Annotated in this window: 24 protein-coding genes and 1 riboswitch; of the genes, 7 read left to right on the top strand and 17 right to left on the bottom strand. The window is 61.3% G+C overall.

Annotation, left to right across the window (positions count from 1 at the left end):
• Positions 1 to 158 precede the first annotated feature (158 nt).
• The 3 genes from AB5Y64_RS14845 (at position 159) to ppx (ending at position 4297) form a co-directional block, all read left to right on the top strand.
• Complete coding sequence (locus AB5Y64_RS14845) at positions 159 to 671, top strand: glycine cleavage system protein R (RefSeq protein ID WP_010675281.1); 513 nt, start codon at positions 159 to 161, stop codon at positions 669 to 671.
• Positions 672 to 747: 76 nt separating this feature from the next.
• On the top strand, positions 748 to 2817 hold the full coding sequence (gene ppk1 / locus AB5Y64_RS14840) for a polyphosphate kinase 1 (protein WP_010675282.1): 2070 nt from the start codon (positions 748 to 750) through the stop codon (positions 2815 to 2817).
• Complete coding sequence (gene ppx, locus AB5Y64_RS14835; protein ID WP_042864118.1) at positions 2807 to 4297, top strand: exopolyphosphatase; 1491 nt, start codon at positions 2807 to 2809, stop codon at positions 4295 to 4297. Before ppk1 ends, ppx begins: the two co-directional genes overlap by 11 nt.
• A gap of 59 nt (positions 4298 to 4356) precedes the next feature.
• Here ppx and mgtE read toward each other — a convergent pair whose 3' ends face one another.
• From mgtE to AB5Y64_RS14765, 14 genes are all read right to left on the bottom strand, one after another.
• Positions 4357 to 5700: a magnesium transporter gene (gene mgtE / locus AB5Y64_RS14830; RefSeq protein ID WP_042017552.1), complete on the bottom strand. Its 1344-nt coding sequence runs from the start codon at positions 5698 to 5700 to the stop codon at positions 4357 to 4359.
• A 123-nt stretch (positions 5701 to 5823) separates the two neighbouring features.
• A riboswitch (M-box (ykoK) riboswitch) is annotated at positions 5824 to 5993 on the bottom strand.
• A gap of 177 nt (positions 5994 to 6170) precedes the next feature.
• Positions 6171 to 7379, bottom strand: a complete 1209-nt coding sequence (gene flgL / locus AB5Y64_RS14825) for a flagellar hook-associated protein FlgL (RefSeq protein WP_319899413.1) — start codon at positions 7377 to 7379, stop codon at positions 6171 to 6173.
• A gap of 3 nt (positions 7380 to 7382) precedes the next feature.
• Entirely contained in the window at positions 7383 to 9380 is a 1998-nt protein-coding gene (gene flgK, locus AB5Y64_RS14820) for a flagellar hook-associated protein FlgK (RefSeq protein ID WP_201925849.1), read from the bottom strand.
• Between the two features lie 3 nt (positions 9381 to 9383).
• On the bottom strand, positions 9384 to 10484 hold the full coding sequence (flgJ, locus tag AB5Y64_RS14815) for a flagellar assembly peptidoglycan hydrolase FlgJ (RefSeq protein WP_042017546.1): 1101 nt from the start codon (positions 10482 to 10484) through the stop codon (positions 9384 to 9386).
• 46 nt (positions 10485 to 10530) lie between these two features.
• Positions 10531 to 11628, bottom strand: a complete 1098-nt coding sequence (locus AB5Y64_RS14810; RefSeq protein WP_010675288.1) for a flagellar basal body P-ring protein FlgI — start codon at positions 11626 to 11628, stop codon at positions 10531 to 10533.
• 60 nt (positions 11629 to 11688) lie between these two features.
• A complete protein-coding gene (gene flgH / locus AB5Y64_RS14805; RefSeq protein ID WP_010675289.1) occupies positions 11689 to 12360 on the bottom strand; it encodes a flagellar basal body L-ring protein FlgH in 672 nt (223 codons plus the stop codon).
• 16 nt (positions 12361 to 12376) lie between these two features.
• A complete protein-coding gene (flgG, locus tag AB5Y64_RS14800; protein WP_010675290.1) occupies positions 12377 to 13165 on the bottom strand; it encodes a flagellar basal-body rod protein FlgG in 789 nt (262 codons plus the stop codon).
• 14 nt (positions 13166 to 13179) lie between these two features.
• Positions 13180 to 13926, bottom strand: coding sequence for a flagellar basal-body rod protein FlgF (gene flgF, locus AB5Y64_RS14795; protein ID WP_010675291.1), 747 nt, complete (start codon positions 13924 to 13926; stop codon positions 13180 to 13182).
• 146 nt (positions 13927 to 14072) lie between these two features.
• Positions 14073 to 15419 carry a flagellar hook protein FlgE gene (gene flgE, locus AB5Y64_RS14790; protein ID WP_042017542.1) on the bottom strand — a complete coding sequence of 449 codons (1347 nt, stop codon included), beginning with the start codon at positions 15417 to 15419 and terminating at the stop codon, positions 14073 to 14075.
• A gap of 10 nt (positions 15420 to 15429) precedes the next feature.
• Entirely contained in the window at positions 15430 to 16167 is a 738-nt protein-coding gene (locus AB5Y64_RS14785) for a flagellar hook assembly protein FlgD (protein WP_010675293.1), read from the bottom strand.
• A 90-nt stretch (positions 16168 to 16257) separates the two neighbouring features.
• Entirely contained in the window at positions 16258 to 16677 is a 420-nt protein-coding gene (gene flgC / locus AB5Y64_RS14780) for a flagellar basal body rod protein FlgC (RefSeq protein WP_005329775.1), read from the bottom strand.
• Positions 16674 to 17075 carry a flagellar basal body rod protein FlgB gene (gene flgB / locus AB5Y64_RS14775; RefSeq protein ID WP_010675294.1) on the bottom strand — a complete coding sequence of 134 codons (402 nt, stop codon included), beginning with the start codon at positions 17073 to 17075 and terminating at the stop codon, positions 16674 to 16676. The genes flgC and flgB overlap by 4 nt, the downstream gene beginning before the upstream one ends.
• Positions 17076 to 17136: 61 nt before the next feature.
• On the bottom strand, positions 17137 to 17961 hold the full coding sequence (locus AB5Y64_RS14770; RefSeq protein WP_010675295.1) for a protein-glutamate O-methyltransferase CheR: 825 nt from the start codon (positions 17959 to 17961) through the stop codon (positions 17137 to 17139).
• 17 nt (positions 17962 to 17978) lie between these two features.
• The gene (locus AB5Y64_RS14765; RefSeq protein ID WP_010675296.1) at positions 17979 to 18890 is read right to left on the bottom strand and encodes a chemotaxis protein CheV; all 912 of its coding nucleotides are present in this window, start codon (positions 18888 to 18890) and stop codon (positions 17979 to 17981) included.
• Between the two features lie 237 nt (positions 18891 to 19127).
• Between AB5Y64_RS14765 and flgA the strand changes: the two genes are divergently transcribed.
• From flgA to AB5Y64_RS14750, 3 genes are all read left to right on the top strand, one after another.
• Positions 19128 to 19733, top strand: coding sequence for a flagellar basal body P-ring formation chaperone FlgA (flgA, locus tag AB5Y64_RS14760; protein ID WP_319026220.1), 606 nt, complete (start codon positions 19128 to 19130; stop codon positions 19731 to 19733).
• A gap of 94 nt (positions 19734 to 19827) precedes the next feature.
• Positions 19828 to 20148 (top strand): flagellar biosynthesis anti-sigma factor FlgM, encoded by a 321-nt coding sequence (flgM, locus tag AB5Y64_RS14755; protein WP_201964201.1) that lies wholly within the window; start codon positions 19828 to 19830, stop codon positions 20146 to 20148.
• Positions 20145 to 20561, top strand: a complete 417-nt coding sequence (locus tag AB5Y64_RS14750) for a flagella synthesis protein FlgN (RefSeq protein ID WP_039040232.1) — start codon at positions 20145 to 20147, stop codon at positions 20559 to 20561. Before flgM ends, AB5Y64_RS14750 begins: the two co-directional genes overlap by 4 nt.
• 43 nt (positions 20562 to 20604) lie before the next feature.
• Here AB5Y64_RS14750 and yfcE read toward each other — a convergent pair whose 3' ends face one another.
• Both yfcE and AB5Y64_RS14740 read right to left on the bottom strand, forming a co-directional pair.
• Positions 20605 to 21147 (bottom strand): phosphodiesterase, encoded by a 543-nt coding sequence (gene yfcE / locus AB5Y64_RS14745; RefSeq protein WP_049637068.1) that lies wholly within the window; start codon positions 21145 to 21147, stop codon positions 20605 to 20607.
• A 10-nt stretch (positions 21148 to 21157) separates the two neighbouring features.
• The gene (locus AB5Y64_RS14740; RefSeq protein ID WP_368204063.1) at positions 21158 to 22795 is read right to left on the bottom strand and encodes a peptide ABC transporter substrate-binding protein; all 1638 of its coding nucleotides are present in this window, start codon (positions 22793 to 22795) and stop codon (positions 21158 to 21160) included.
• A 289-nt stretch (positions 22796 to 23084) separates the two neighbouring features.
• Here AB5Y64_RS14740 and AB5Y64_RS14735 point away from each other — a divergent pair, with 289 nt between their 5' ends.
• Complete coding sequence (locus AB5Y64_RS14735) at positions 23085 to 23987, top strand: DMT family transporter (RefSeq protein ID WP_113977347.1); 903 nt, start codon at positions 23085 to 23087, stop codon at positions 23985 to 23987.
• 101 nt (positions 23988 to 24088) lie between these two features.
• Here AB5Y64_RS14735 and rsuA read toward each other — a convergent pair whose 3' ends face one another.
• Positions 24089 to 24781, bottom strand: coding sequence for a 16S rRNA pseudouridine(516) synthase RsuA (rsuA, locus tag AB5Y64_RS14730; protein WP_113977346.1), 693 nt, complete (start codon positions 24779 to 24781; stop codon positions 24089 to 24091).
• Between the last annotated feature and the right edge of the window lie 193 nt (positions 24782 to 24974).

Here is a 24974-nt window from a genome sequence, read left to right as displayed (position 1 = left end):
CGTCCCGGCATTCGCGTTTTTTCACTGAATTTGCGCAAGGCGGGCTTCATATGGCCTGTCACAGCAGGCACAATGCTAGAGCCCATGGACGTTCTGGCGCACTCCCGTCGCCGCCAGGCGTCAACGGACCCCACGCAGCCCCATTCAAGGAGAGCAGGATGCAAAAGCAATTGGTCGTCACCGTGATCGGCGCAGACAAACCCGGGATCGTCGAGAGCCTGGCCGATACCATCACCCGGCAGCAGGGCAACTGGCTGGCCAGCTCCATGAGCGAGCTGGCGGGGCAATTTGCCGGTATTTTGCACGTCGCCGTGCCTGACGAGCATTACCGCAGCCTGTGCGAGGCCCTGGTGATGCTGCCTGGCCTCACCGTGAGCTTCGCCGAAGGGCAGCTCAGCCCGCAACCGGCCCATCAGGTGATGCTGAGCGTCACCGGCAACGACAGACCGGGCATCGTCCACGAAGTGGCCAGCATCCTGCGACAGCTCAACATCAACGTCGCCGACCTCACCACAGGTTGCGAACCTGCGCCCCACTCAGGCGCCCCCCTCTTCTATGCCCACGCCCTGGTGGCCCTGCCGCCGCAGCTCGAACTGGACGATCTCGTCACGGCCCTGGAGTCCCTCTCCGACGACCTCGTCGTCGACATCGATCAGGATCTGAGCGAATAGTGTCGCCTGTCATAAATTTGTCATGGTTTGACGCCATAACTTCCGCGCAGACGCAACCAGAGCAAAGAGGCACCAGATGAGCACCGACAAGCAGTATGAAGAGAAAGAGCTTAGCTGGCTCTCATTCAATGAACGGGTGTTGCAAGAGGCGATGGACAAGACGGTACCCCTCATCGAGCGGGTTCGCTTCCTCGGGATTTTCTCCTCCAATCAGGACGAGTTCTTCAAGGTACGGGTGTCGGACGTCAAGCGCCGCATCCTCATCAACGAAGTCCACGGCGGCGACGACGAGGCCAAGGTGCTGCTGCGCGCCATCCAGCAGAAGGTGATGGCGCTCGGCGAGGCGTTCGACAACACCTACAAGGAGCTGCTGATCGCGCTGGCTCGCCACAACATCTTCCTGGTGAACGAAAGCCAGCTCTCCGAGTCCATCCAGCAGTGGCTGCGGATCTTCTTCCGGGAAAAGGTGCTGCGCCACATCATCCCCATCCTCCTCAACAAGGAGGTCAACCCGGTCAAGTTCCTGAAAGACGAGCACACCTATCTCGCCATCGAGATGAAGAAGAACGGCCAGGTGATCCAGTACGCCCTGGTGGAAGTGCCCACCGACGATCTGCCCCGCTTCTTCCAGCTACCACCAGAGGGCACCCGTCGCAAGAAGCAGATCATCATCCTGGACAACGTCATCCGCTTCTGTCTGGACGAGATCTTCAAGGGCTTCTTCGACTACGACGAGATTGCCGCCTACGCGGTCAAGCTGACCCGGGATGCCGAATATGACCTCTCCGACCAGCTGGACCTCAGCTTGGTCGACAAGATGAGTGACGGCTTGAAACAGCGCCTCACCGCCATGCCGGTGCGCTTCGTCTACGAGCGGGAGATGCCGGCGGCCATGATAAGCTTCTTGAAGCTCAAGCTGCAGATCAGCTCCTACGACGCCATCATGCCCGGTGGGCGCTATCACAACTTCAAGGATTTCATCGGCTTCCCCAATGTGGGCCGGGATTACCTGGAAAACCCCAAGCTGCCGGCCCTCGATTGCCGCGACTTTGACGGCTTCGTCAACGCCTTCGACGCCATCGCCAAGCAGGACATCCTGCTCTACTACCCGTACCACAAGTTCCACCACTTCACCGAGCTGGTGCGCCAGGCGGCCTTCGACCCGGCGGTCAGCGCCATTCGCATCAACATCTACCGGGTGGCCAAGAAGTCGCGGATCATCCACTCCCTCATCGACGCCGCCAACAACGGCAAGAAGGTGACCGTGGTGGTGGAGCTGCGCGCCCGCTTCGACGAGGCAGCCAACATCGACTGGGCCAACATCCTGACCGACGCAGGCGTCAAGGTAGTGTTCGGGGTGCCCAGCCTCAAGATCCACTCCAAGCTCTGCCTCATCACCCGCCACGAGAACGGCGAGGCGGTGCGCTACGCCCATATCGGGACCGGCAACTTCAACGAGAAGACCGCCAAGATCTACACCGACTTCTCCCTGCTGACCCGCCATCCGGACATCACCGCCGAGGTGGAGAGCGTGTTCGAGTACATCGAGTACCCGTACCGGCGCTACAAGTTCAACCACCTGCTGGTCTCCCCCATCAACAGCCGCCGCCAGCTCTATCGCCTCATCGACAACGAGCTGGCCAACGCCAAGGCGGGGCAACCCAGCGGTATCACCCTCAAGATCAACAACCTGGTGGACAGAGACCTCATCAACCGGCTCTATGCCGCCGGCCAGGCCGGGGTGCCCATCCAGATGATCATCCGGGGCATGTGCGCCCTGCGCCCGGGGGTGCCGGGTCTGAGCGACAACATCCGGGTCATCAGCATCATCGACCGTTTCCTCGAACATCCGCGGGTGATGGTGTTCCACAACAAGGGCAATCCCCAGCTCTATATCTCCAGTGCCGACTGGATGAGCCGCAACATCGACGGTCGCATCGAGGTGGGCACCCCCATCTATGACGAGCGGCTCAAGCAGCGCATCCTCGACATTCTCGAGCTACAACTGAGTGATACCTGCAAGGCGCGGGTGATCGATGCCGACCAGAAGAACGAGTACGTGAAGCGGGGCAACCGCCGCAAGGTCCGTTCCCAGGTGGCGATTTACGACTACCTCAAACGCATAGAGTCAAACCATGGACAATAGTCTGTACGCCGCTGTCGATCTGGGCTCGAACAGCTTCCATATGGTCATTGCCCGCCTCACCGAGGGGCGGATGCAGATCATCGATCGCATCAAGGAGCGAGTGCGCCTCGCCGAAGGGATGGATGAGCAGCGCCGCATGTCCCCGGAGGCCATGGCGCGCGGGCTGGACTGCCTCGCCCTGTTCGCCGAGCGGCTCACCAACATCAAGCCGGATCAGATCCGCATCGCCGGCACCTACACATTGCGCCGCGCCAGCAACGCTCGCGACTTCGTGCGCGAGGCGGCCAAGGTGCTCAACCACCCCATCGAGATCATCAGCGGCCAGGAAGAGGCCCGCCTCATCTATCAGGGGGTCGCTCATACCCAGCACATCGAGGGCCAGGTGCTGGTGGTGGACATCGGCGGCGGCAGCACCGAGCTCATCATTGGTGAGGGGTTTGAGCACAAGGCGCTCACCAGCCGCAAGATGGGCTGTGTGAGCTTCACCCAGAGCTTCTTTGGCAACGGCAAGCTCGGCGAGAAGGCCTTCAACGCCGCCGTGCTGGAGGCCCAACATCAGCTCGCCCCCATCATCAACCAGTACCGCAAGCTGGGCTGGCAGAGCTGCCTCGGCAGCTCGGGCTCCATCCGCACCGTGCGCGACGTGTTGCAGGGAGAAGAGTGGACCGATGGTGCCATCACCCTGGCGGGACTGGAGCGGCTGAAGGAAGAGATGCTCAAGCACAAGCGGGTCGACCAGCTCAAACTGGCGGGCCTCACCGAGGAGCGTCAGGGGGTGTTCGCCGCCGCGGTGGCCATCCTGCTCGGGCTCTTCACCTCCCTGCCCATCGAGCGGATGGAGTACTCCGACGGCGCCCTGCGCGAAGGGTTGCTCTACGAGTTCGAGGAGCGCCTGCAGCATCACGACATTCGCGAACGTACCGCGCTTGCACTCAGCACCCACTATCGCATCGACAAGCGCCAGGCCACCCGGGTGGAGAGCAGCGTCCTCTCCCTGTTCGACGCCCTGAGCGGCCCCTGGGAGATGCCGGAAGAGCCCTATCGCGCCATCCTCGGCTGGGCGGCGCGGTTGCACGAAATCGGCCTTGCCATCAACTACAGCGGCATCCACAAACACTCCGCCTACATCTTGCAAAACACCGACCTGCCCGGCTTCAACCAGGACGATCAGGCCTTGCTGGCGGCCCTGGTGCGCTTTCATCGCAAGGGGCTCAAGCTCTCCGAGCTGCCGGCCCTGCCCAACCACGACGAGCAGACGGTGCTGCGCTGCATCCGCATCCTGCGCCTCGCGGTGGCGGCCCACCACAGGCGTCAGGACAACCTGCTGCCCGAGTGGAACGTGCAGGCCGCCGGGGATCAGCTGGTGGTCACCCTGCCCCTGGACTGGTGCGACGAGAACAAGTTGCTGATGCAGAACCTGGAAAAGGAGCACCGCTACTGCCACGAGCAGGGTTGGCCCCTGCTGTTCCAACTCGGGTGATCCGCTCCTCTACGCAAAAAAGGCAGCCGATGGCTGCCTTTTTTGTCTCTTGTGCTTTCCTACTGCAGATCCGGCAGGATCAGCTTGGCTATCTCGAAGTAGATGATGAGGCCGGTACCGTCCACCAGGGTAGCGATGAAGGGGGCGGAAACCACCGCCGGGTCGATGCGAAAGCGACGCAGCACCATGGGGATCACCGAGGCGACGGTGGCGCTCCAGAGCACGATGGCGACGATGGTCAGGGTCACCACCATGCCGATCTCGGGCCCCACCCCCAGGCTCCAGGCCCGCACCCAGGCCGCCAGTGCGATGGCGGCCGAGATGAGCAGACCGGTGGAGATCTCCTTTTTCAGCACGGTGCCGAGGTTTTTCAAGCTCACCTCCCCCACCGCCATGGCACGCACTATGGTGGTGGTGATCTGGGTGCCGCTGTTGCCACCGGTACCGATGAGGAGCGGGATGAAGAAGGCCAGGGCGATGGCCGCCTCCAGCTGCTCTTCAAAGGCCCGCAGCACGGTACCTGTGTAGGCTTCCGCCACGAACAGGATCAGCAGCCAGCCCACCCGCTTGCGCCACAGCTGCCAGGGGGTGGCCTGCAGATAGGGGGTATCCAGCGGCGAGGAGCCCCCTTGCAGCTCCGCATCCTCGGTGGACTCCAGCTCCAGGATGTCGGCGGCATCGTCCACGTGGAAGACCCCCACCAGACGACCCTGATCTTCCACCGGCAGGAGCGAGAGGTCGCGGTCAATGAGCAGGCGGGCCGCCAGCTCCTGATCCGCCCGGGCGTTGATGCGCACCGCCTCCCCCTCCATCAGCTCCCCCACCGGCAGCAGCGGATCGGCGATCAGCAGCGACTTGAGGGAGACGCTGCCAAGCAGGCGCTGCTCGCCGTCAACCACATAGAGATGACCGAACAGCCTGGCCTGATCCCAGGCGCCGTGGATCAGCTGCTTGGCGCTTTCCACCGTCGCATCGGCCTCTACTGCCAGGTATTCGTGGCGCATGTTGGCCCCCACCGACTCGTTCGGCCAGGCCAGCAGGGACTGGAAAGCTTTACGGGCGGGGTCTGGCAGCCGGGCGAGCAGGGTCTTGCGATCGTGCTCGTCGAGCCTGCGCAGGATGGCCAGCAGGTCACGACGGGCCAAGGTGCCCTGCAGTATTCCCACGATGCTGCCATGCAGCCTGAGCAGCAGATGGCCGGCACACTCCGCCGGGAGGGAGGCGAGCAAGGACGCCCCTTCCGGCATGGAGAGGGTATCGAAGATGCAGTTGAGCTCTTCCGGGCGCAGGGTCAGAAGCTGATCGGCACGGGCCACCGGATCCAGGTTGTGCGCCAGCCAGTTGCGCAAGGCAACCGGGTCGAGCAGTTGATGACGATTGAGCAGGGTGTGTGTTTTCTTCATCACAGATGTCCTCATGTGATTTCAGGCGAACCTGAACGCCTCCGGCACCTGGCCGGATGCAACGGCAAGAAAACAGCAATTTGATTGACGAGTAACAGGCAGGAAATGACGCCGTCCGGCGTGTTTTCATCCCCACGTACCAGCTTTAGCACTGCATAACGTATCCGGCATGCCGGAAGCCACTTGGGTTGACACCTTAATCCGATGAAAACTGTCCTGATCTTGGGCGTCTCTGGACGTCGTGAGATCAGTGGCCTGTGTTTATGCAGGAGCCTCGCCTAACGAGATGCTGCGAACATTGATTGCACGGCGCGACCGTGCGGGCGGCATCATCTGCCCAGGCGCAGGTCGAGTCAAGGCAAACGGGCCCCTGGCAACGGGTTGTTACAAATTGGCCGGACGGCGGGCCTTTCATGAAACGAGGCTCCCCCGTGCGTGGCACGGGGGAGCCTGCGGTCAACGGATGAACGTCAGCGGATATAGTCGAAGAGGGTCAGCTTGCTTATCTTGCTGAAGGCGAGCTGGGAGGCGCTCATGGCTGCATCCTCCTTGGAGAGGGCCGCGATCACCTCGTACATGTCCGCCTCGGACACCTTGGCCCGCGCCTGCTGGTTCAGGGTGCTGAGTCCGTCGTTGGAACTCATCACCTGCTCCAGGCTGTTCATCCTTCCCCCCAGCTCCCCCAGTCCCCGGTCTATCTTGGTTCTGGCGTTGCTCATGTGGGTGGTGGCATCGGAGACCGCCAGCTGGAAATCGCTCTCGGACAGGGTCGGATCGCGCATGGCGGAGATGAAATCGGACATGCCATTGAGGATGTTGTCGTTTTTCGGGGTATCCAGCACGAAGTTCTGGGTCGCCGACCCCGCAGGGAGGTCGAGGGTGAGCGCCAGGCCGTTGAAGGGGATCTTGTTGCCCGCCACATAGTCGCCGCTTTGCAGCAGGGCGCCACCGCTGTCACGGATCTCGTAGGTGTCCGGCGGCCCGGCCAGGGTGCTGACCGCATACTGGTTGCTCGGCAGGGAAGCATCATAGTTGTTGCGATAGAAGCTCTCGAAGTTCCCCTGATCCGCCACCGACACCTGGATGTTGCCACTGGCGGCGCTGGCGGTGCGCCGGGTCGCCACCATCTCGAACAGATCGAAACCGGAGTCGTTGGCCGGGATCTGCACCGTGGGAGAGACCTGGATGTTGCGCTGCCCCGTGTCCCCCTGGAACACATAGTTGCCGCTGGCATCCTTGACGAAGGGCTGGGTCTTGCTCTGATTGCCGCCGAAGATGTACTCCCCCTGGGAGTTCTTGCTGTTCATCAGGTCGAACATCTGCTTTTGCAGCCCCTCCAGTTCGCTCGCGATGGCGTTGCGTTCCTCGGAGCCCATGGCGGAGTTGTTCGCCTTCTGGATCAGGGTCTGGGCACTCAGCATGGCGTTGTTGAGGGAGGTCAGCACCGTCTCCTCGTGGCCCAGGCTGTTCTCCAGCAGGCTGCCGTTGACGCCGTACTGCTTGAAGAGATCGATCTCCTTGGTCAGCGCCATCTTCTGGCTCATGCCGGCCGGGTCCTCCCCGGAACGGGAGAATTTATCCCCCGTCATCAACTGGTTGTAGGCGGTGTTCTGGCGCTCGCTCACCTTGCTCATGGAGGCAAGGTTGCGGTCATAGATCATGTTGGTGGTGATGCGCATGACTTACCTCACGGAGGAGAGCAGGGTGTCGAAGATGGTCTTGGCGGTGTTCACTATCTGGGCCGAGGCCGCATAGGACTGCTGGAAGCGGATGAGGTTGGCCGCCTCCTCCTCCAGATTGACGCCGGAGACACTCTCGAAGATGGCGGTACTCTGGGTCAGCTTCGCCTCGTTGGCCTGCAGCAGGGTCTTGGCCTGGCTGGTCTTGTTGCCAATGCCGCTCACCAGACCCGAGTAGGCATCGTTGAAGGTCATCTTGTCGTTGCTGGTGGCGGCGTTGTTGTTCTTGCGCACCAGCTCCTTGTTCTGCAGCTCCGCCAGCGCCAGGCCGTTGGCGTTGTCCGCAAAGCCGTCCTTGTTGTAGCTGAGCGTGAAGCTGTCGTTGGCCTCCACCTTGCCGGTGATGCTGAACTCATAACCCGGGCTCTGGGTCGGATCGGCGTAGACCTTGGGCCCCCCAAGGGGGCTCTCGAGGGCGGCCATCAGGTTCTTTCCCTTGCTGGAGGCGGGGGCCACACCGAGCAGGTTGTTGTTCTTGTCATAGACCTCGTAGTTGCCGCTGCCGTCGATCTTGATGACCTGGGGTGCACTCGGGTCCAGAGTGTTGGTGCCAAAACCCGAGCCCGTGCCGGTGTTGTAGACACCGCCCAGCGTTATTTCGCCCGAGCCCAGGTTCTGGGATCCCTTGTCCGCCTTCAGGGGGGATGCCAGCGCGATATCCTCGGGACGGGTGATCGCCTGCTCCAGGTTGGCAGCCGCATTCCGGGTGGGTTGCAACAAGATCTTGTCACCCGCGACCGGAGTGCCGGAGAGATCGATTTCGATGCCATGTCCCGCCACCTCGAAGGTGGCTGGCGGCGTGGTCCCCGTGGCGAGCGAGGTACGCTGCCCGCTGCCGTCGATGGCGAACACCTCGTAACCGGTGGCGCTGTTGAACCGCACCTCGTAGTCGAAGGTGGTGACCTCGCTCCCCTTGCCGGGGACGAAGTTGACGCTGGCCGCCCCGTTACCCTGGTTGCTGGCGTAGGGCAGCCCCTGGCTTCCCTTGAGGGTGAAGAGATCCCCCCCAAGCTCGTTGTCGAGATCCATCCCCAGCCGGTTCTGCTGGTTCATGGCATCCCCCAGGGCGACGGCCAGCTGCCCCAGCTCCCGCTTGGCGGGCTCCAGATCCCGGCGCGCGGTGAAGAGGCCACCGATGGCACCGCCAATATCCTTGTCGTTGATGCTGGCCTGGTTCTTGCCCAGGGTCAGCTGCAGGGAAGGCTCACGGGAATCCGGGTCCCCCGGCACCACCTTGAACTGGGCCACGCCGCCATCGAGCACCAGGGAGTGCCCTGTACTCATGTTGACCAGCATGCTGCCATTGGGCTGGGTCACGGTGCGGATCTCCATCTTCTCGGAGAGCTGGCGAATGGCCTCATCCCGCTGATCGAACAGCATCAGATTCTCTTCAGGGGAGCCTTGGGTGCGGACGATGGCCTGGTTCAGATCGTTGATGCTGTTCAGCAGGCTGTTCACCCTGTCCGTCTCGTCCCCTATGGTGGCGTTGATGGTATCGGACTGCTTGTCGAGCTGGGCGGAGAGGGTATGGAATCTGTCCACCATGCCGCTCAGTTCACTCAGGGTCGTCTTGCGCCCCCCGATCTCGGACGGTGACTCGTTGGCGGTGTGGAAAGCCTTGAAGTAGGAGGTGATGGTGGTCCCCACGCTGTTGCTGGCATCACCGAGCAGGCTGTCGAGCCGGAACAGTTGATCGTAGCGGGTGTTGGCCGCCTGATAGGCGGACGTATCCCGGCGCACCTCGGCCTGGGCATAGGCGTTGATGATGCGCTCGCTCACCATGTCGCCCGTCCCCAATCCGACGGAATTGGTGTAGATCAGGGTGCGTTCACGTACATAGCCCTGGCTATTGACGTTCACTATGTTGTTGCTGGTGGTCTGCAGCAGTCGCTGCTGGGCCAACACACCCGAGGTCCCAATTCCAAGCAGATCGCTTGCCATAGCTTACAGCTCCATCTCTGTGTTCCTGTCTGCAATGTTGCCGGGCGTCGAGTAACCGGCGATGGCATCACTGCGCAACACTTGTTTAAGTTTCCTGGCGTACTGGGGATCGGTGGCATAACCGGCCTGCTGCAACGCCTCGAAGTAACGGTCCGGGCTGTCCACCTTGGCCAGCGCCCCCTTGTAGCGACTCCCAGAGGTCAGGAAATCCACGTAGTCGTTGAAGCTCTCTTCGAACGACTCGTAGGAACGAAACGCCGCCTTCTGGCGCGAGGCCACCCCTTGCTCGTATTCCAGGGTGCTCACCACCGCCTTGGGGCCTTCCCAACGCGGATCGGCCTTGATGCCGAACAGGTTGTGCGTCACGTTTCCGTCTGCATCCTTGATCACCCGCTTGCCCCAGCCACTCTCAAGGGCGGCCTGGGCCACCAGCACCGCCGGGCTCAACCCCAGCTTGTCCGCCGCCTTCTTGGCCAGCGGCATCAGCCTGTCGACGAACTCTTCCGGGCTGTCAAACACCTTCGCGCTGCCATCCAGGGCCGAAGGCCTCTGGCTGCTGCCCATGGGCGGCACGGTGCGGTGGGGGCGTCTTGGCAGGGCCAGCGTACGCTCGGCCCCATTCAGCTCACCCTTCATTTCGTTATCAGCAAAATCTTTGCCAACTTTGGAGGCAGCAATCAGATCGTTGGAGGCACTGGGGGGTTGATAGGGCTTGTAGACTCGCTCGGTACGCTGGGGCAGCTTGAGTACCCGGCCATCCTGATGGGTGAAGGTCTGCTCGGGTGAGAGCTGCCTGGCCACCATCTCGGCAATGCCCAGCCCCCCCTTGCTCGACATGTCGGCAACCCGCTGCTCGTCCAGCATCCCTTCATAGAACTGGGTGTAGCTGCTGTTCATCGGGTTGCCCTCGGTGAGCACCGAGTTGGCCTGGCGCATCCCCTTGAACAGGGTCTGGGTGAAGATGGATTCGAACTGGCGGGCGGCCGCCATCAGGGCCCCTTGCTTCCCCTCCTTGCTCAGGCTCATCTGGCGCAGTTTGTCCAGGTTCTGGACGTCCTGCACCATGCCAATATTGATACCGCTCTGGGTGTCGAACTCTGCCATAACCTACCTCTTTGCCGCCCGTGGCAACCGCTTGCCGCTCACGAAATTACAGAATGACCAGTTGGCCCTGGATCGCGCCCGCCTGCTGCAACGCCTCCAGGATCGCCATCAGATCCCCGGGGGCGACCCCCACCTGGTTCACCGCCCGCACCAGGTCGTCCAGGGTCGCGCCGGTATCAAGCTTGAACATCCGACCGGGATCCTGCTGCACGTTGATGGTGGAGTTGTTGGTGACCGCCGTCTGCCCGCCAGCGAGCGGATTGGGTTGGGAGACCTGCTGGTTCTCGGCGATGGTGACCGTCAGCCCACCGTGGCTGATGGCCGCCGGGCGCAGCTTGACCTCGCTGCCGATGACGATGGTCCCGGTGCGCGAATTCACAATGATCTTGGCGGACTCGCTCGCCGGGTCCACTTCCAGGTTCTCGATGGTGGAGAGGTAGGAGACCCGCTGGGCCGGATCCCGCGGTGCGAATACCTTGATGGAGGTGGCGTCCATCGCCTGGGCGGTGTTCGGACCCACCAGATCGTTGACCACGTCCGCCAGACGGCGGGCGGTGGTGAAGTCCGGCCGGTTCAGGTTGAAGGTGATGGTGTCGCCCTGGCTGAAGGAGTTGGGAACCTCCCGCTCCACGGTCGCCCCGTTGGCGATGCGCCCCACTGTGGGCGTGTTCACCACCACCTTGGAGCCGTCCGCCCCTTCGGCCCCGAGGCCACCGACCACCAGGCTGCCCTGGGCCACCGCATAGACGCGGCCATCCAGCCCTTTCAGGAAGGTCTGGAGCAGGGTGCCGCCACGCAGGCTCTTCGCCTCGCCGATGGCGGAGACGGTGACGTCTATGGTCTGGCCCGGCTTGGAGAAAGGGGGCAGATCCGCGTGGATGGCCACCGGTGCCACGTCCTTGATCTTGGGCTTGATGTTGTCAGGCACCTTGATGCCGAAGTTGTTGAGCATAGTCCTGAAGGTCTGCTCGGTGAAGGCGTTGTTCTTCTCCCCCGTGCCGGGCAGGCCCACCACCAGACCGTAACCGATCAGCTGGTTGCTGCGCACCCCTTCCACCGAGGCGAGGTCCTTGATGCGGGATGCGTGCGCCAGCCCGAAGGGCAGCAGGCAGCACAGCAGGGCAAGCAGACGGAATCGGTTCATGACATCTCCTAACAAAACCTTCCTGATCCGGGACCCGTGAACGCCCCGGACTCTTGAGTCTTAAATGGGCCACCAGGGGCCGTTGAAGAAGCTGGTGAGCCAGCCCTGTTCCTGGGTGTTCGCCAGATCCCCGGTACCGCCGTAATAGATACGCGCATTGGCCACCCGCTGGGAGGAGACGCTGTTTTCCGAGCTCACGTCCTCCGGGCGCACCAGACCGGTGATACGGATATATTCGTTGCCATTGTTGAGCATGATCCACTTCTCGCCGCGCACCAGCAGGTTGCCGTTTGGCAGTACCTTGACCACGCTGACCGAGATGTTGCCCTGCAGGCTGTTGCTCTGATCCGCCTTGGCCTGCCCCTTGAAGGCACTGTTCTGGCCGATGGAGGCCGACAGATCGTAGGGCCCCGCCGTGACCGGCACGCCACCCAGGGTGACGGGGTCGAGCGCCAGCTTGTTGTCCTTGCCGCTCTGGGTGTTGGCCTTTTTCGACGCCGAGGTCGACTCCGCCAACTGGATGGTGATGATGTCACCCACCCGGTGCGCCTTGATGTCCGAGTAGATGCCGTTGACCTGCTCGGGCTGGAAGATGGCGCCGGTCGGGCGCACCGACACCGGCTCCGACTCCCCGTAGACGGGGGCGAAATCCGGGTCATCCGGTTTGGCGGTATTGGGGGTACTGGTGCAACCCGCTAGCGTCAGCAGTCCCAGCATCCATATGGCTTTCATCATGGCACTCCTTTCATCAGGTCCGCTGGGTCAGGAAGGACATCATGGAGTCGACGGCGGAGATGACCTTGGAGTTCATCTCGTAGACCCGCTGAGCCTGGATGAGATTCACCAGCTCCTCGGTCACGTTGACGTTGGAGGTCTCCAGCATCCCCTGCTTGATCACCCCCAGCCCGTCCGCACCGGCAGTCCCCTGAATGGGGGCGCCGCTGGACTGGGTCTCGAGGAAGAGGTTCTCCCCCATGGGCTGCAGGCCGGTGGGGTTGACGAAGTCCGTGGTGTTGATCTGGCCCACCACCTGGGATTGGCCATCCCCCTTGAGCTGGACGGAGACCTGGCCATCCTCCCCCACGGTGACGCTCTGGGCGTTCTCGGGGATCTGGATCTCCGGTTGCAACGGGTAACCGTTGCCCGGGGTGACGATGGTCCCCTCGTCGTTCAGGGTGAACTGGCCGTTGCGGGTATAGGCGGCGCTGCCATCGGGCAGCTGGATTTCGAAGTAGCCGCGGCCGCTGATCATCAGGTCAAGGGAGTTGTCCGTGGTCTGGACGTTGCCCTGACTGTGGTTTTTCTGGGTGGCGACCACCTTGGCCCCCGCCCCCAGCATCAGGCCGGAAGGGAGCTCGGTGTCCGCCGAGGAGCGACCGCCAGGCTGGTTGATGTTCTGATAAAGCAGATCCTCGAAGATGGCCCGCGCCTTCTTGTAGCCCACTGTGCTGGCGTTCGCCAGGTTGTTCGAGGTGACCGAGATGTTGGTCTGCTGGGCATCGAGGCCGGTCTTGCTGATCCAGAGTGCAGGATTCATGGGGTGCTCCTTGATTAGCTGATACGCAGCAGCTGGGTTTGTGCCTCGTCGTTCTCCTCGGCGGTCTTCATGATCTTGACCTGAGTTTCAAACTGACGTTGCAAGCGAATAAGGTTGGTCATCTCGTCGACCACGTTGACGTTGCTCCCCTCAAGGGAGCCGGCGATCAGGCCCACATCCGCAGACGCGGCCTCATTCTGGCCATCCTTGCGGCGAAACAGGCCGTCCTGACCTTTCTCCACCGCATCTGCCGCCGGGTTGACCAGCTTGATACGTTGGAAATCTTCCGGCAGGTTGGCGGCTGCCCCCTCGGGACGGCCGCTGATGGTACCGTCACGATTGATCTCGATCTTCTCCATGGGCAGGGGCAGCACGATGGGCTGACCGGCATCATCCACCACGTTCAGACCGGTGGAGGTCTGCAGATTGCCGGTGGCATTGAGCTGCAGGTTGCCCATGCGGGTATAGGCTTCCGCACCGTTGGGATCCTGCACCGCAATCCAGCCCGGCCCATCGACGGCAACGTCAAGATCCCGACCCGTGGTCATCAGCATGCCGTGCTGCAGGTTCTGGCCCGGCCGCTCGGTCATGGCGAACACCCGCGTGGGCAGCCCTTCGCCAAACGCCTGCATGCTGCGCGCCTGCTCGAAGTCAGACTTGAAGCCAATGGTGTTGGCGTTGGCAAGGTTGTTGCCACGAACAGCCAGGCTGTTCATGTTCTCCTTGGCCCCGGACATGGCGATGTAAAGCAGGTGATCCATGGGATCCTCCGTCAAACAGATGACTCTCACAGCTCAACTGCAAGTTGAATGCCAAGAGAGATGACGAAGACGGAATGAAAGGAGGAAATGAGGCGGGACGGAAATGACAAGGGGCGCCGAAGCGCCCCTGCCAACTACCCGCCGTCTTAGCGGATCTGCAGTATGTTCTGCTGCAGGGAGCTGTTCACTTCCAGGGAACGGGAGTTCGCCTGGAAGTTGCGCTGGGCAGTGATGAGATCGACCAGCTCGGTGGTGAGGTCCACGTTGGACTGCTCCAGCGCCGACGACTTGATGGAGCCGAACGTGCCGGAGTTCGGGGTGCCGGGCAAGGCATCGCCAGAGAGCAGGGACTGGCGCCAGGAGGTGTCGCCGACCTGGGTGAGACCCTGGGCATTGGCAAACTTCGCCATGGCCACCATGGCCACCTTGACGGTGGTGGCGTTGCTGTAAGTGGCGGAGACTATGCCATCCGCCCCGATCTCCACCTTGGTCAGGCGACCGACGGTGGAGCCGTCCTGGGTCAGCTTGCTCACTTCAAAGGGGGAGGCGTACTGGGTCACGGTACCAAGCTTGAACTCAATCTCCTGGGTGCCATCGGCGCCATTGGTGATGATACCAGCCCCCGCCGCCCCCAGGGGTTCCGTCTTGATGACCGCCGGGGTGGTGGGTGTGACCATCTTGCCGGAGGCATCGAAGGTCACCCGGGCGCTCAGGGGGGCCTGGCTCAGACCGGTCGCCATGGTGGTGGCCGTACCGCCTACGATGTCGATGGGCTTGTCCCCTTCATAGAGGTACATGCGCCAGGCAGTCGGCACCGCCGCTTGGGTAGGATCGGCCGGATCCGCTTCCTTGGTGAAGTACTGGGTGATGGTGTGTGGCTCGCCCAGGGAGTCATAGACCACCACGGAGGTGGAGGAGGAGTAGGTGGTCGAGTCAGTGGGATCGAATTTGGAGGCATTGACATCCATCAGCGTTTTCGTGCTGGAAGGCAGGTTGAAGCCAGCTTCGACCGTCGTGGTCTGCACCGGCTCACCGGCCTTGTCCGGGATCTGGATGGGCTTGGTGGCGTTGATGCTCACCGCCTTGGGGGTGCCGTCAGAGTTGATCTCGTACCCTTGCAGATAACCGCCGGAGTTGCTGACCATGTAGCTGCTCTCATTGAGCTTGAAGGCGCCCGCACGGGTGTAGGTGCGATCCAGGTTGGTCAGGCCGTCCGAGGTCACGAAGAAGCCGTTGCCCTGGATGGCGAGATCCAGCGCGTTGTTGGTGAATTGCAGCGCGCCCTGATGGAACTGCTGGGCCACCGCGCCAGTCGCCACCCCGTTGCCGACCTGGGTCTTGGCGTTGACGAAGATGGAGTTGGCATAGACGTCGGCAAACTCGGCACGGGACTCCTTGAAGCCGGTGGTATTGACGTTGGCAATGTTGTTCGCGGTGACGTTCAGGTCTTTTTGAGCCGCATTGATGCCGCTGAGGGCATTGTTGAATGACATGTCTTTCTCCTTAGATCACTGCGTTAGAGGACGAAGCCGACTGGGTGGTGGTCTTGCCGGTCGTCGCGCCAATTTCCAATACATCGGTCAGGTAGATGCCGCCCAGTCCCTTGAGTTTGAGGGTGCTGGGGTTGGTGCTCGTTCCCAGGGTGACGCTCTCCACCTTGGCGTAAGTCAGGGCGGGGACGCTCTCCGACTTGCCGTCGACGGTGGCATGCGCCTCTATCGAATATTTGCCGCTCTTGGCCTGGTTGCCGGACTTGTCCTTGCCATCCCATTCAAAGGCCACGTTCCCCTTGTGGCTCCCTTCGATGGCGAACTCCCTGATGACCTGGCCGCTCTCGTCCTTCACCGTCACCTTGATGTTGCTGCCGCCGTCGCCGGTGGCGATGACCCCCGTGAGGGTGCCTCCCTTCTCCACGTAACCCGTGTTGGACGGGATCAGCACGTTCTGCCCCACCAGCGCGGAGGCCTGCAGCGCCTGGCTGGAGGTCATCAGGCTGTTGAGGCTCTCCATCTGGGTGGAGAGGCTGCTGATCCCCTGAGACGTCGACATCGAGGTCATCTGGGAAAGCATCTGGGCGTTGTCCACCGGTTTGAACGGATCCTGATAGGAGAGCTGCATGGTCAACAGCTTCAGGAAGGACTCCTGATCCAGCTCCTTTTTCTGGGTACTGGTGTTGACCGTACTGGTCTGGGCCGACGTCGTCCGGTTGACGCCCAGCAGGCTGTCATAGGTATCTGCCACTTATGCTCCCCCCTCTAGGGCGTGCCCACTGGGCCGATTGTTGCCGCCTGGCAGGCGATCACGGGTCACTCTCATCCGGGTTCACCTCTGTCAGGACTTGCCCAGACCCAGGGTCTGCTGCAACATTTTCTTGGCCGCATCGGCCACCTGGACGTTGGTCTGGTAGCTGCGCGACGCCGCTATCATGTCCGCCATCTCTTCCACCATGTTGACGTTGGGCTTGAAGATGAAGCCATCCTTGTCCGCCATGGGATGATTCGGGTTGTACTCCTTGAGCAGGGGCGCATCACTCTCGACGATGCCCTTCACATCCACCCCGACCGAGGCCTGCTTGTCGGACATGGCCTGATCCAGCTGGGCGGCAAAGACTGGCCGCCTGGCGTGGTAAGTTTTTTCCACGCTGGAGCTGACGCTGTCAGCGTTGGCCATGTTGCTCGCCACCGTGTTGAGGCGAACGGACTGCGCGCTCATGGCAGAGCCTGCAATGTCAAAGACCTTGAACAAACTCATCCTTGCTCTCCTTTCAGTGCCTTGAGCAGGCCGCTTATCTTGCTGTTCATGAATTCAAGGGAGGCCTGGTATTCGAGGCTGTTGCGTAGGAACTCGCTGCGCTCCTGCTGCACGTCCACCGTGTTGCCGTCACCGGTATCCGGTTGCAGGGGATTGCGGTACTGGGTCGTGCCCGGGGTATCCATCTGCAAGGCGAAGTGCTTCTCGCTGGTGGTGCTGAGCCCGAACCCTTGCTGGCCCTGGGCATCCTGCAACGCCTGTGAGAAGTCGATGTCACGAGCCTTGAAGCCCGGCGTGTCCGCATTGGCGATGTTGCTGGACAACACCTCGGCACGCTTGGCGCGCACGCTCAGCGTGTACTGATGAACACCGAATGCCTTGTCGAATGAAATTGCCATAGCACACCTCCTGCTTCATGAATATTTAGCAAGAGATGTGCCAAGAGGGTATTGAGCGGGGTTATTTGACCTTGTAGACGATGCCGGGGTTGCAGCGGATCATCTCGAACTTGTCGGTGAGGCCGGCCAGAGACTCGGAGGCCCCCAGCATCAGGTAGCCGCCAGGATTGAGGCTGCTGGCGAACTGGTTGAGGATCTTGGATTTCACTTCGGGCGCAAAGTAGATGAGCACGTTGCGGCAGAAGATGATGTCAAACTTGCCGAGCAGGCTGTAGCTCTCCAGCAGGTTGAGGGGACGGAAGCTGGTCAATTTTCTGACACGCTCCACCACCCGCATCTTGTTGTCGCCACAGGGTTCGAAAAAGAGTCGCTTGCGCTCGGGGGAGAGCCCGCGGGCCAGCGCCAGGCTGTCGTAGACCCCCTCCTTGCACTGGTTGAGCATGGTGCTGGAGATATCGGTCCCCACTATCTGCACCCCGCCCGGCAAGGTACCCGGCCGCTTGACTTGCTGCTCCAGCGCCGTCATGGCGATGGAGTAGGGTTCCTGCCCGGATGAAGAGGCGGCAGACCATATCTTGATGGGACGACCGCTCTTGCCAAGCTCCGGGAAAATCTTGTCGCTCAGCAGCTGGAACGGATAGGTATCGCGAAACCACAGGGTCTCGTTAGTGGTCATGGCATCGACCACCGCCATCTTGAGCTCCCGCTCGCGCACGCTCATCGCCCGGGTGACCAGATCAGACAGACTCTCGATACCAAACTGAGTCATCAAGGGCGACAGGCGGCTCTTGACCAGATACTGTTTGTTGTCACCCAGCACTATGCCGCTCTGTTGCGCCAGAAAATTGCTGAATTGCCTGTATAAGTCGTCCGAAAGTGTCTTCATGCAGTTGTTCTTCTTGATTAGAGAGCGCCTTGTACGGCCTTGGCCAATTCATCCGGCTGGAATTTGGCAATGAAATTGTTCGCTCCGACTTTCTGCACCATGGCCTGATTGAACACCCCACTGAGGGAAGTGTGCAGGATAACATGCAAATCCTTGAGGTTGGGATTGTTGCGGATCTCGGCGGTGAAGGTATAACCGTCCATCTCCGGCATCTCGATGTCCGAAATGACCAGAGCTATCTGATCCTTGATGGGACCGTTCTTGGACATCTCCAGCAACATGTTGAGCGCTTCCCGTCCATCCTTGGCCAGCACGCACTGCACCCCGATAGCCTCCAGTGCCCGTTGAACCTGCTTGCGCGCCACCGAAGAGTCGTCCGCAACCAGCACGGGACGCCCGTGAGGATTGCGCTCCACGCTTGCTTCCACCAGTTCGGTGGACACCTCGGTGGAGACCGGCGAGATCTCGTTGAGAATGCGCTCCACGTCCAGGATCTCCACCAGCTCACCATCTACCTCGGTCACCGCCGTCATGTAGTTGATGCGACCTGCCCCTTTGGGTGGCGGCAGGATGGACTCCCAGTTCATGTTGATGATGCGCTCGACCGAGTGGACCAGGAACCCCTGAATGGAGCGGTTGTACTCGGAGATGATGATGAAGCACTTGGAGAGGTCCTGGATGGGGCGCTTGCCCATCGCCATGCTGAGATCGATCACCGAGATGGTCTGGCCACGGATATGTGCCACGCCGCGAATGCAGGAGTTGAGCTTGGGCATGACGGTCAGAGGGGGACACTGCAGCACCTCGCGTACCTTGAATACGTTGATGCCAAATCTTTGACGTCCATTGAGACGAAACAACAGCAGCTCCAGCCTGTTTTGTCCCACTAGCTGGGTTCGCTGGTTGACCGAGTCCAGAATACTCGCCATAAACACTCCCTAAAAATGCTTGGCACTGATCGTGCATGTCATTATGCATGCACATTGGCTTGCATCAGATCATCGTTGTTTCAACAATCGAATAATTCTGGAGCAAGCATAGTTAACTACGGTGGTATACGTGAATAACTTATCGACCGGTAAGCAAAAATGATTAGTAGACTTTTCCTTATCTTACTGCCGTTTTGCAGTCTGTCTCACGCCATGGCGTCCGAGGTCACCGACTATCTGCAAGAACAGGCACAGGCGTTCGTGCTCGACCAGCTCGATATTCCCCTCGATGCACAGGCCGACGTCAAGGCCGGTACCATTGACGAGCGCCTCCCCCTCACGCGCTGCGAAGATGCCCTCACCATTTCCCTCCCCGCCAGGATGGAGATCCGTCGCAACACCACCGTCTACCTCAAGTGCGAGGGAGACAAATCCTGGGATCTCTATCTACCGGTCCGGGTCAGCATCCAGAAACCCTATGTCACCGTCACCGTCCCGGTTGCCAAGGGGGACATTCTGAGTGAACCCATGCTGACCCTGGCATACCAGGACCAGACCCTGATCCGTGGCGACTACCTTACCGACCCGACCGCCCTCATCGGGGTACGCAGCAAGCGTGAGCTCAAACCGGGCCAGCCAATCAGGCTCACCCAGGTATGCGTGGTCTGCAAGGGGGACCAGGTCACCCTGAGCGCCGAAAACAGCAGCATGCAGATCAAAACCATGGCCCGCGCCTTGCAAGATGGCAGCTTCGGAGACATGATCCGGCTTGTCAACACGCGCTCGGGCAGAACGGTGCAAGGCCAGGTCAGTGCAGTGGGCTCCGTGGTCGTGACATTCTGACACAGGAATGCACTGCGCAATTTTTTTCTAAAGTTCTGACCGCCGTCACCGATACACAGGTAAGCGAACAGCAAAGCAGACGAAGGTAAACCTTATGGCTATCAACAATATCAACAACTTGGCTAACAACCGCCTGCAAAACAGCGGCAGCAACCAAGGTGTAGCCACCAAGTCGGCTACCTCCAGCGAGAGCAGCCGTGCGACGACCGTCAAGAGCGACTCTGTCTCCTTGACCAGTGAGGCGCAGCAATTGCAACAGATGCAGAAGACCCTCAACACCGCCTCCACCGGTAACGAGAGCCGCGTCGAGAGCCTGAAGAAGGCCGTGGCCAGTGGGGAGTACAAGGTCAACAGCGAAGCCGTGGCCAGAAAGATGTTCAGCTTCGAAGCCGATCTGGATAAACGGTTGGGATGATGGACCTCCCTTCGCTGCTGCGCGCCCAGGACGACAACCTCTCCCAGATGCAAGGCTTGCTGGCAGAGGAGTTCGACCTCCTCAAGGCTCACCGGGCCCTTGCCTTGCCGGCACTCGCCGATCGCAAGCAGCAACTGTTGGTGGCCATCGAGACGCTGGACAAGACTCTGGCGGAGCTACCCGACCTGCAGCAACAGCTGGGCGCCTTCCCGACCCAATTGCAGGCCCTTCAAGCCAAGCTGGAAGCCTGTCAGGAGCAGAACAACCTCAATGGACGTCTGCTCGAACTCAGCATTGTCTCCAATCGCCGTCTCGCCAGCTTCCTCAGCAAGCTCAGAGACAGCAGCTCCCTGACCTATGACGCCAAAGGCAATACCCGCTCAGGCACCCGCTCTTTCGGGATCAAGGCCTGATCTCCTCTCCCCCTTCTGATTTCCTCTCCTTGCCAGCCCCTCATCAGAGCACTAGCTGCATCAGGGTTTCTCCATCCTTGCAGGCATGGATGCTCATGCAGCCGTCGTCATAGCGCCCATAACTGGCCACCCACTCGCCCCTTGGAAAACAGATAGACCCCGGGTTCATCAGGAAAATCTCTCCCTCCTGGCGCAGCACAGGCACATGGGTATGACCGCTGATGAACAGGCTCCCTGCTGGCAGGGGCACGTTGCCGGGCTCATAGAGATGACCGTGGCTGACAAACCAGCGCCGCCCATCCACCAGCAGCTGGTTGTAGGGCGCCGTGATGGGGAAATGGAGCAGCATCTGGTCCACCTCCGAATCGCAATTGCCACGCACCGCCATGATGCGGGGGGCCAGCTCGTTGAGCCTTGCCGCCACGGCGGCAGGATCATACCCCGCCGGCACCGGATTGCGCGGCCCGTGATTGAGCAGATCCCCGAGCAGCAGATAGTGATCAGGCTGCCAGGGAGCGAGTTGCGCCAGCACCTGCTCGAGGGCAGTCAGACTGCCGTGCAGATCCGAGATAATGGCAATCTTCATTCCACACTCCTCATGGCTGGCTGAAATAGAGATCCTTGGTGGCGATGGCGCCCTTGAGGTTGCGGCTCGGCAAGCCGCGCAGTGCCGGGTCCACCAGTCGCATCTGGTTGTAGTGATAGACGGGGATGACGGGCACCTCCTCCATCAGCAGTTGCTCGGCCTGATGATAGATCCCGGACCTAACGTTGGCATCCAGGGTCTCGGAGGCCTGCTGCAGCAGACCATCGAAGGCGGGGTTGCAGTAGCCGCTCTCGTTCTGGGGATCCTGGCAGCGGAAACTGCCAAGCATGGACGACGGCTCGACATAATCACCAAACAAAAATGAACGAGCCAGCATGAAATCACCACTGTCCTTGGCCACCTGATAGGCATTCCACTCCATGTTGTTGAGAGAGACCTCGACCCCCAGCGGTTTCCACATGGCCGCCACCGCCAGGGCCAGCTTCTTGTGGTTCTCCGACGTGTTGTAGGTCAGCGTCAGCCTGAGGGGATGGGCGCTGTTGTAGCCCGCCTGGGCCAACAGTGCGGCGGCCCGGGCCAACCGAGTTGACTGGTCTTCCCGGGAGAGGGGGATATCCAGTTCGTCATAACCTGGCATGGCGGGCAGCAATGACCAGGCAGGACGTTCTCCCTGGCCGCTCACCTTCTCGGTCAGCAGGTAGCGATCAATGGCCATGGAGAGCGCTTGGCGCACCCGCACATCCTGCAATTCAGGGAGATTGAGATTGAAGGTATAAAGATAGGTGCCAAGCAGCGGCAAACCCCAGATCCGCTCCGGTGCCTCCTGCATGGTCTTCTGGTAGTACTCCAGCGCCACCTTGTTGGTGAGCTGGATCTCCCCCGCTTCGTAACGCAGCCGCTCCCCATGCTGGGAAGCGAGCGGCAGGTAGGTCACACGCTGGATCCGGGTATGGGCGTCATCCCAGTACTGGGGGTTGCGCTCGGCTTCGATGCGCTCGTTCACCACCCAGCTCGCCAGCTTGTAAGGGCCATTGCTCACCATCTTGCCTGGCTGGGTCCACTGCTTGCCAAACTGGGTGATGACCCGTTCGTTGACCGGCACGAAGGGACGCTGGCTGACCAGTTGCAGGAAATAGGGAACGGGACGCTCCAGGGTCACTTTCAGGATCTGGTCGCTTTCGGCCTCCACCCCCAGGGCATCGAGATCGAGCGCACCGGCATAAATGGACTGGGCATTGTTGATGCCGGTCGCCAGCAACAGGCCAGCGGAGGGGGAAGCCTGCGCCGGATTCAGCAGCCGCCGCCAGGCGTAGACGAAATCCCGGGCTGTGAGGGGCTCGCCGTTGGACCATTTGAGCTGGGGACGCAGAAAGAAACGCCACACCAGTCCATCCTCGCTGGTCTCCCAGCGCTGGGCCTGGGCGGGCACTATCATGCCCTGTCCATCCTCGCTCACCAGCCCCTCGAACAGGTCCACCAGCACCACCTCCCCTGGGAAGCCGGAGCGGATCAGGGCCGGATCGAGGGACTCGGGTTCGGCGCCATTGCCTTTGACCAGGGTTTGTCTATCTGAAATGTAAGTCTGCTCAACCACGCTACTAGCCAGTGACGGCGGCACCGCCATCAACCCAAGCAGTAAGGGAGATAGCCAGCGACGGGCTGGCCTGACGGCGAAACGGTAAAACATACATTAACCTCGTTCAATTCTTTTGACTGCAATAGGGAGAAGGCCGGCGGCGCGCCTGGAAACGAATGCATGATGCCGCGCTTGTTATCCCCGAAGACGGCCCGTATTGTATCGGGCCTGCCCGATAGAGGGAGTCTTCCGGGCTATTTTTTTCATGGTTTTATGACGACACGGCCGCCACGGGTGCGTGCGACAGCAAGAAGGCACGCTCCCCTGCCCCGTAAGCAATCGGCCCGGGGCGATATGTCGCCTGTAGGTCCGGTTGTCGTCTACCGTTTCAGGGGTCTTTATGGGTTACGAATGGTTGGCGCTGGCTGCCGCAAGTTTATGGGCGATCGCCGCCCTCATCTCCGTCAAACCGGCTCGCCATCTGGGGGCCTTTGCCTACAGCCGCTGGCGGATGTTCCTGGTCAGCCTGATGCTGGCCAGCGCAAGTCTGGTGACGGGAGGCTGGCAGACCCTCACCGAGAGCGCCCTTCCCCTGCTGGCCCTCTCCGGCCTCATCGGCATCTTCGTCGGCGACACCGCCCTCTTTGCCTGCATGAACCGACTCGGCCCCAGGCGCAGCGGTCTGCTCTTCTCCTGCCACGCCCTCTTCTCCGCCCTGCTTGGGCTCTGGCTCTTTGGCGAGCGGCTCGATGGTTGGCGCCTGCCAGGCGCCTTGCTGGTCCTGGCCGGGGTCATGCTCGCCATCCTGTTTGGTCGTCGTGGCGACAACCAGCAGAACGAATGGGAGCAGGTGCGCGGCCGCCTCGTGGTCGGCATAGCCCTTGGCCTTACCGCAGCCCTGTGCCAGAGCCTCGGAGCGATCATCGCCAAGCCGGTGATGATGAGCGGCACCGTGGACGCAGTGAGCGCTTCTGGCGTGCGCATGGGCAGCGCCCTCTTGGCACACTGCGTCTTGCGGGCTCTGCGCCTGCCGCTCGCCATGCCGCACAACCCCATCAACCGGCAGGTGCTCGGCATGATAGGTATCAACGGATTTCTGGCGATGACGCTGGGAATGACCCTGATCCTGGTGGCCCTGCGTCAGGAAGATGTGGGCATGGTGGCCATCTTGTCTTCCACCACACCGGTCATTCTGCTGCCCTTGCTGTGGTGGCACTCGGGGATGCGTCCCTCGCTCCCCGCCTGGGCCGGAGCCCTGCTCGCCACCCTGGGCACGGCCCTGGTGCTGGGAATGGGGAACTGAGCCCCGTCTCTCCTGCAAGAAGGAAGGACCAACACGCCCATCGGCGGCACTGAGCCGCCGATGCTCCCCCGTGCCGGACAGGGAGAGAGGCGATCGCGTCCCTAGAACAGGGCCACTTCCTCTTCGGTCAGCTCCCGGTATTCCCCCGGAGCCAGCTCATCGTCCAGAGTCAACTCGCCGATGCGTTCCCGATGCAACCCGACCACCTTGTTGCCGATGGCGGCGAACATCCGCTTCACCTGGTGATACTTGCCCTCGTGGATGGTCAGGCGTGCTTCTCGCTCGTCCAGGATCTCCAGCTCCGCAGGGCGGGTCTTGTCGTTCTCGTTGCGCAGATAGATACCGTCAGCAAAGAGCGAGATGGCCTCTTCACTCACGGGGTCAGCCAGCCAAACATGGTAGGTCTTGGCACACTCGTGACGGGGCGACGTGATGCGATGGGACCACTGGCCATCATCGGTGATCAGCACCAGCCCGGTGGTATCGAGATCGAGGCGCCCCACCACATGCAGTTTGCCCATGGCCGGCTCGTCGAGCAGGTGGAACACGGTGGCGTGATCCGGATCCTCGTTGGAGCAGACGTATCCTTCCGGCTTGTGCAGCATGAAGTAGCGATTCTGCTGGTTCAGGGTCAAGGTCACGCCGTCAAACTCGATCTGGTGTTGCTCGTTGATGTGAAAGGCGGGCTGCTTGACCAGCACGCCGTCTACCAGCACTTCCCCCTGACGGATCAGCTTGCCCGCCTGGGAACGGGTCAAATCGGAGCAATCGCAAAGAAATTTGTCGAGCCGCATGCAAAAACCTCGGAATCCATCATGATTGGGGGCCACATTATATCGGTCAGACCCGACAACACCAGTACTAAGCGACAGGGACTCAAGTTGACATCCTCCCCCACCTTAGCGCTTCGCGTCACAGGAGGGGGATCCCCATTACTGGGTGATAGCTGCTCGCGCAGTACCGGGTTCCTGCTTCATCGGGCGGCCT

The organism is Aeromonas sp. R5-1, from assembly GCF_040908265.1.
Classification (GTDB): domain Bacteria; phylum Pseudomonadota; class Gammaproteobacteria; order Enterobacterales; family Aeromonadaceae; genus Aeromonas; species Aeromonas caviae.
Note: the sequence above shows the minus strand (reverse complement) of the source record. Positions and strands in the feature narration are given on the sequence as shown.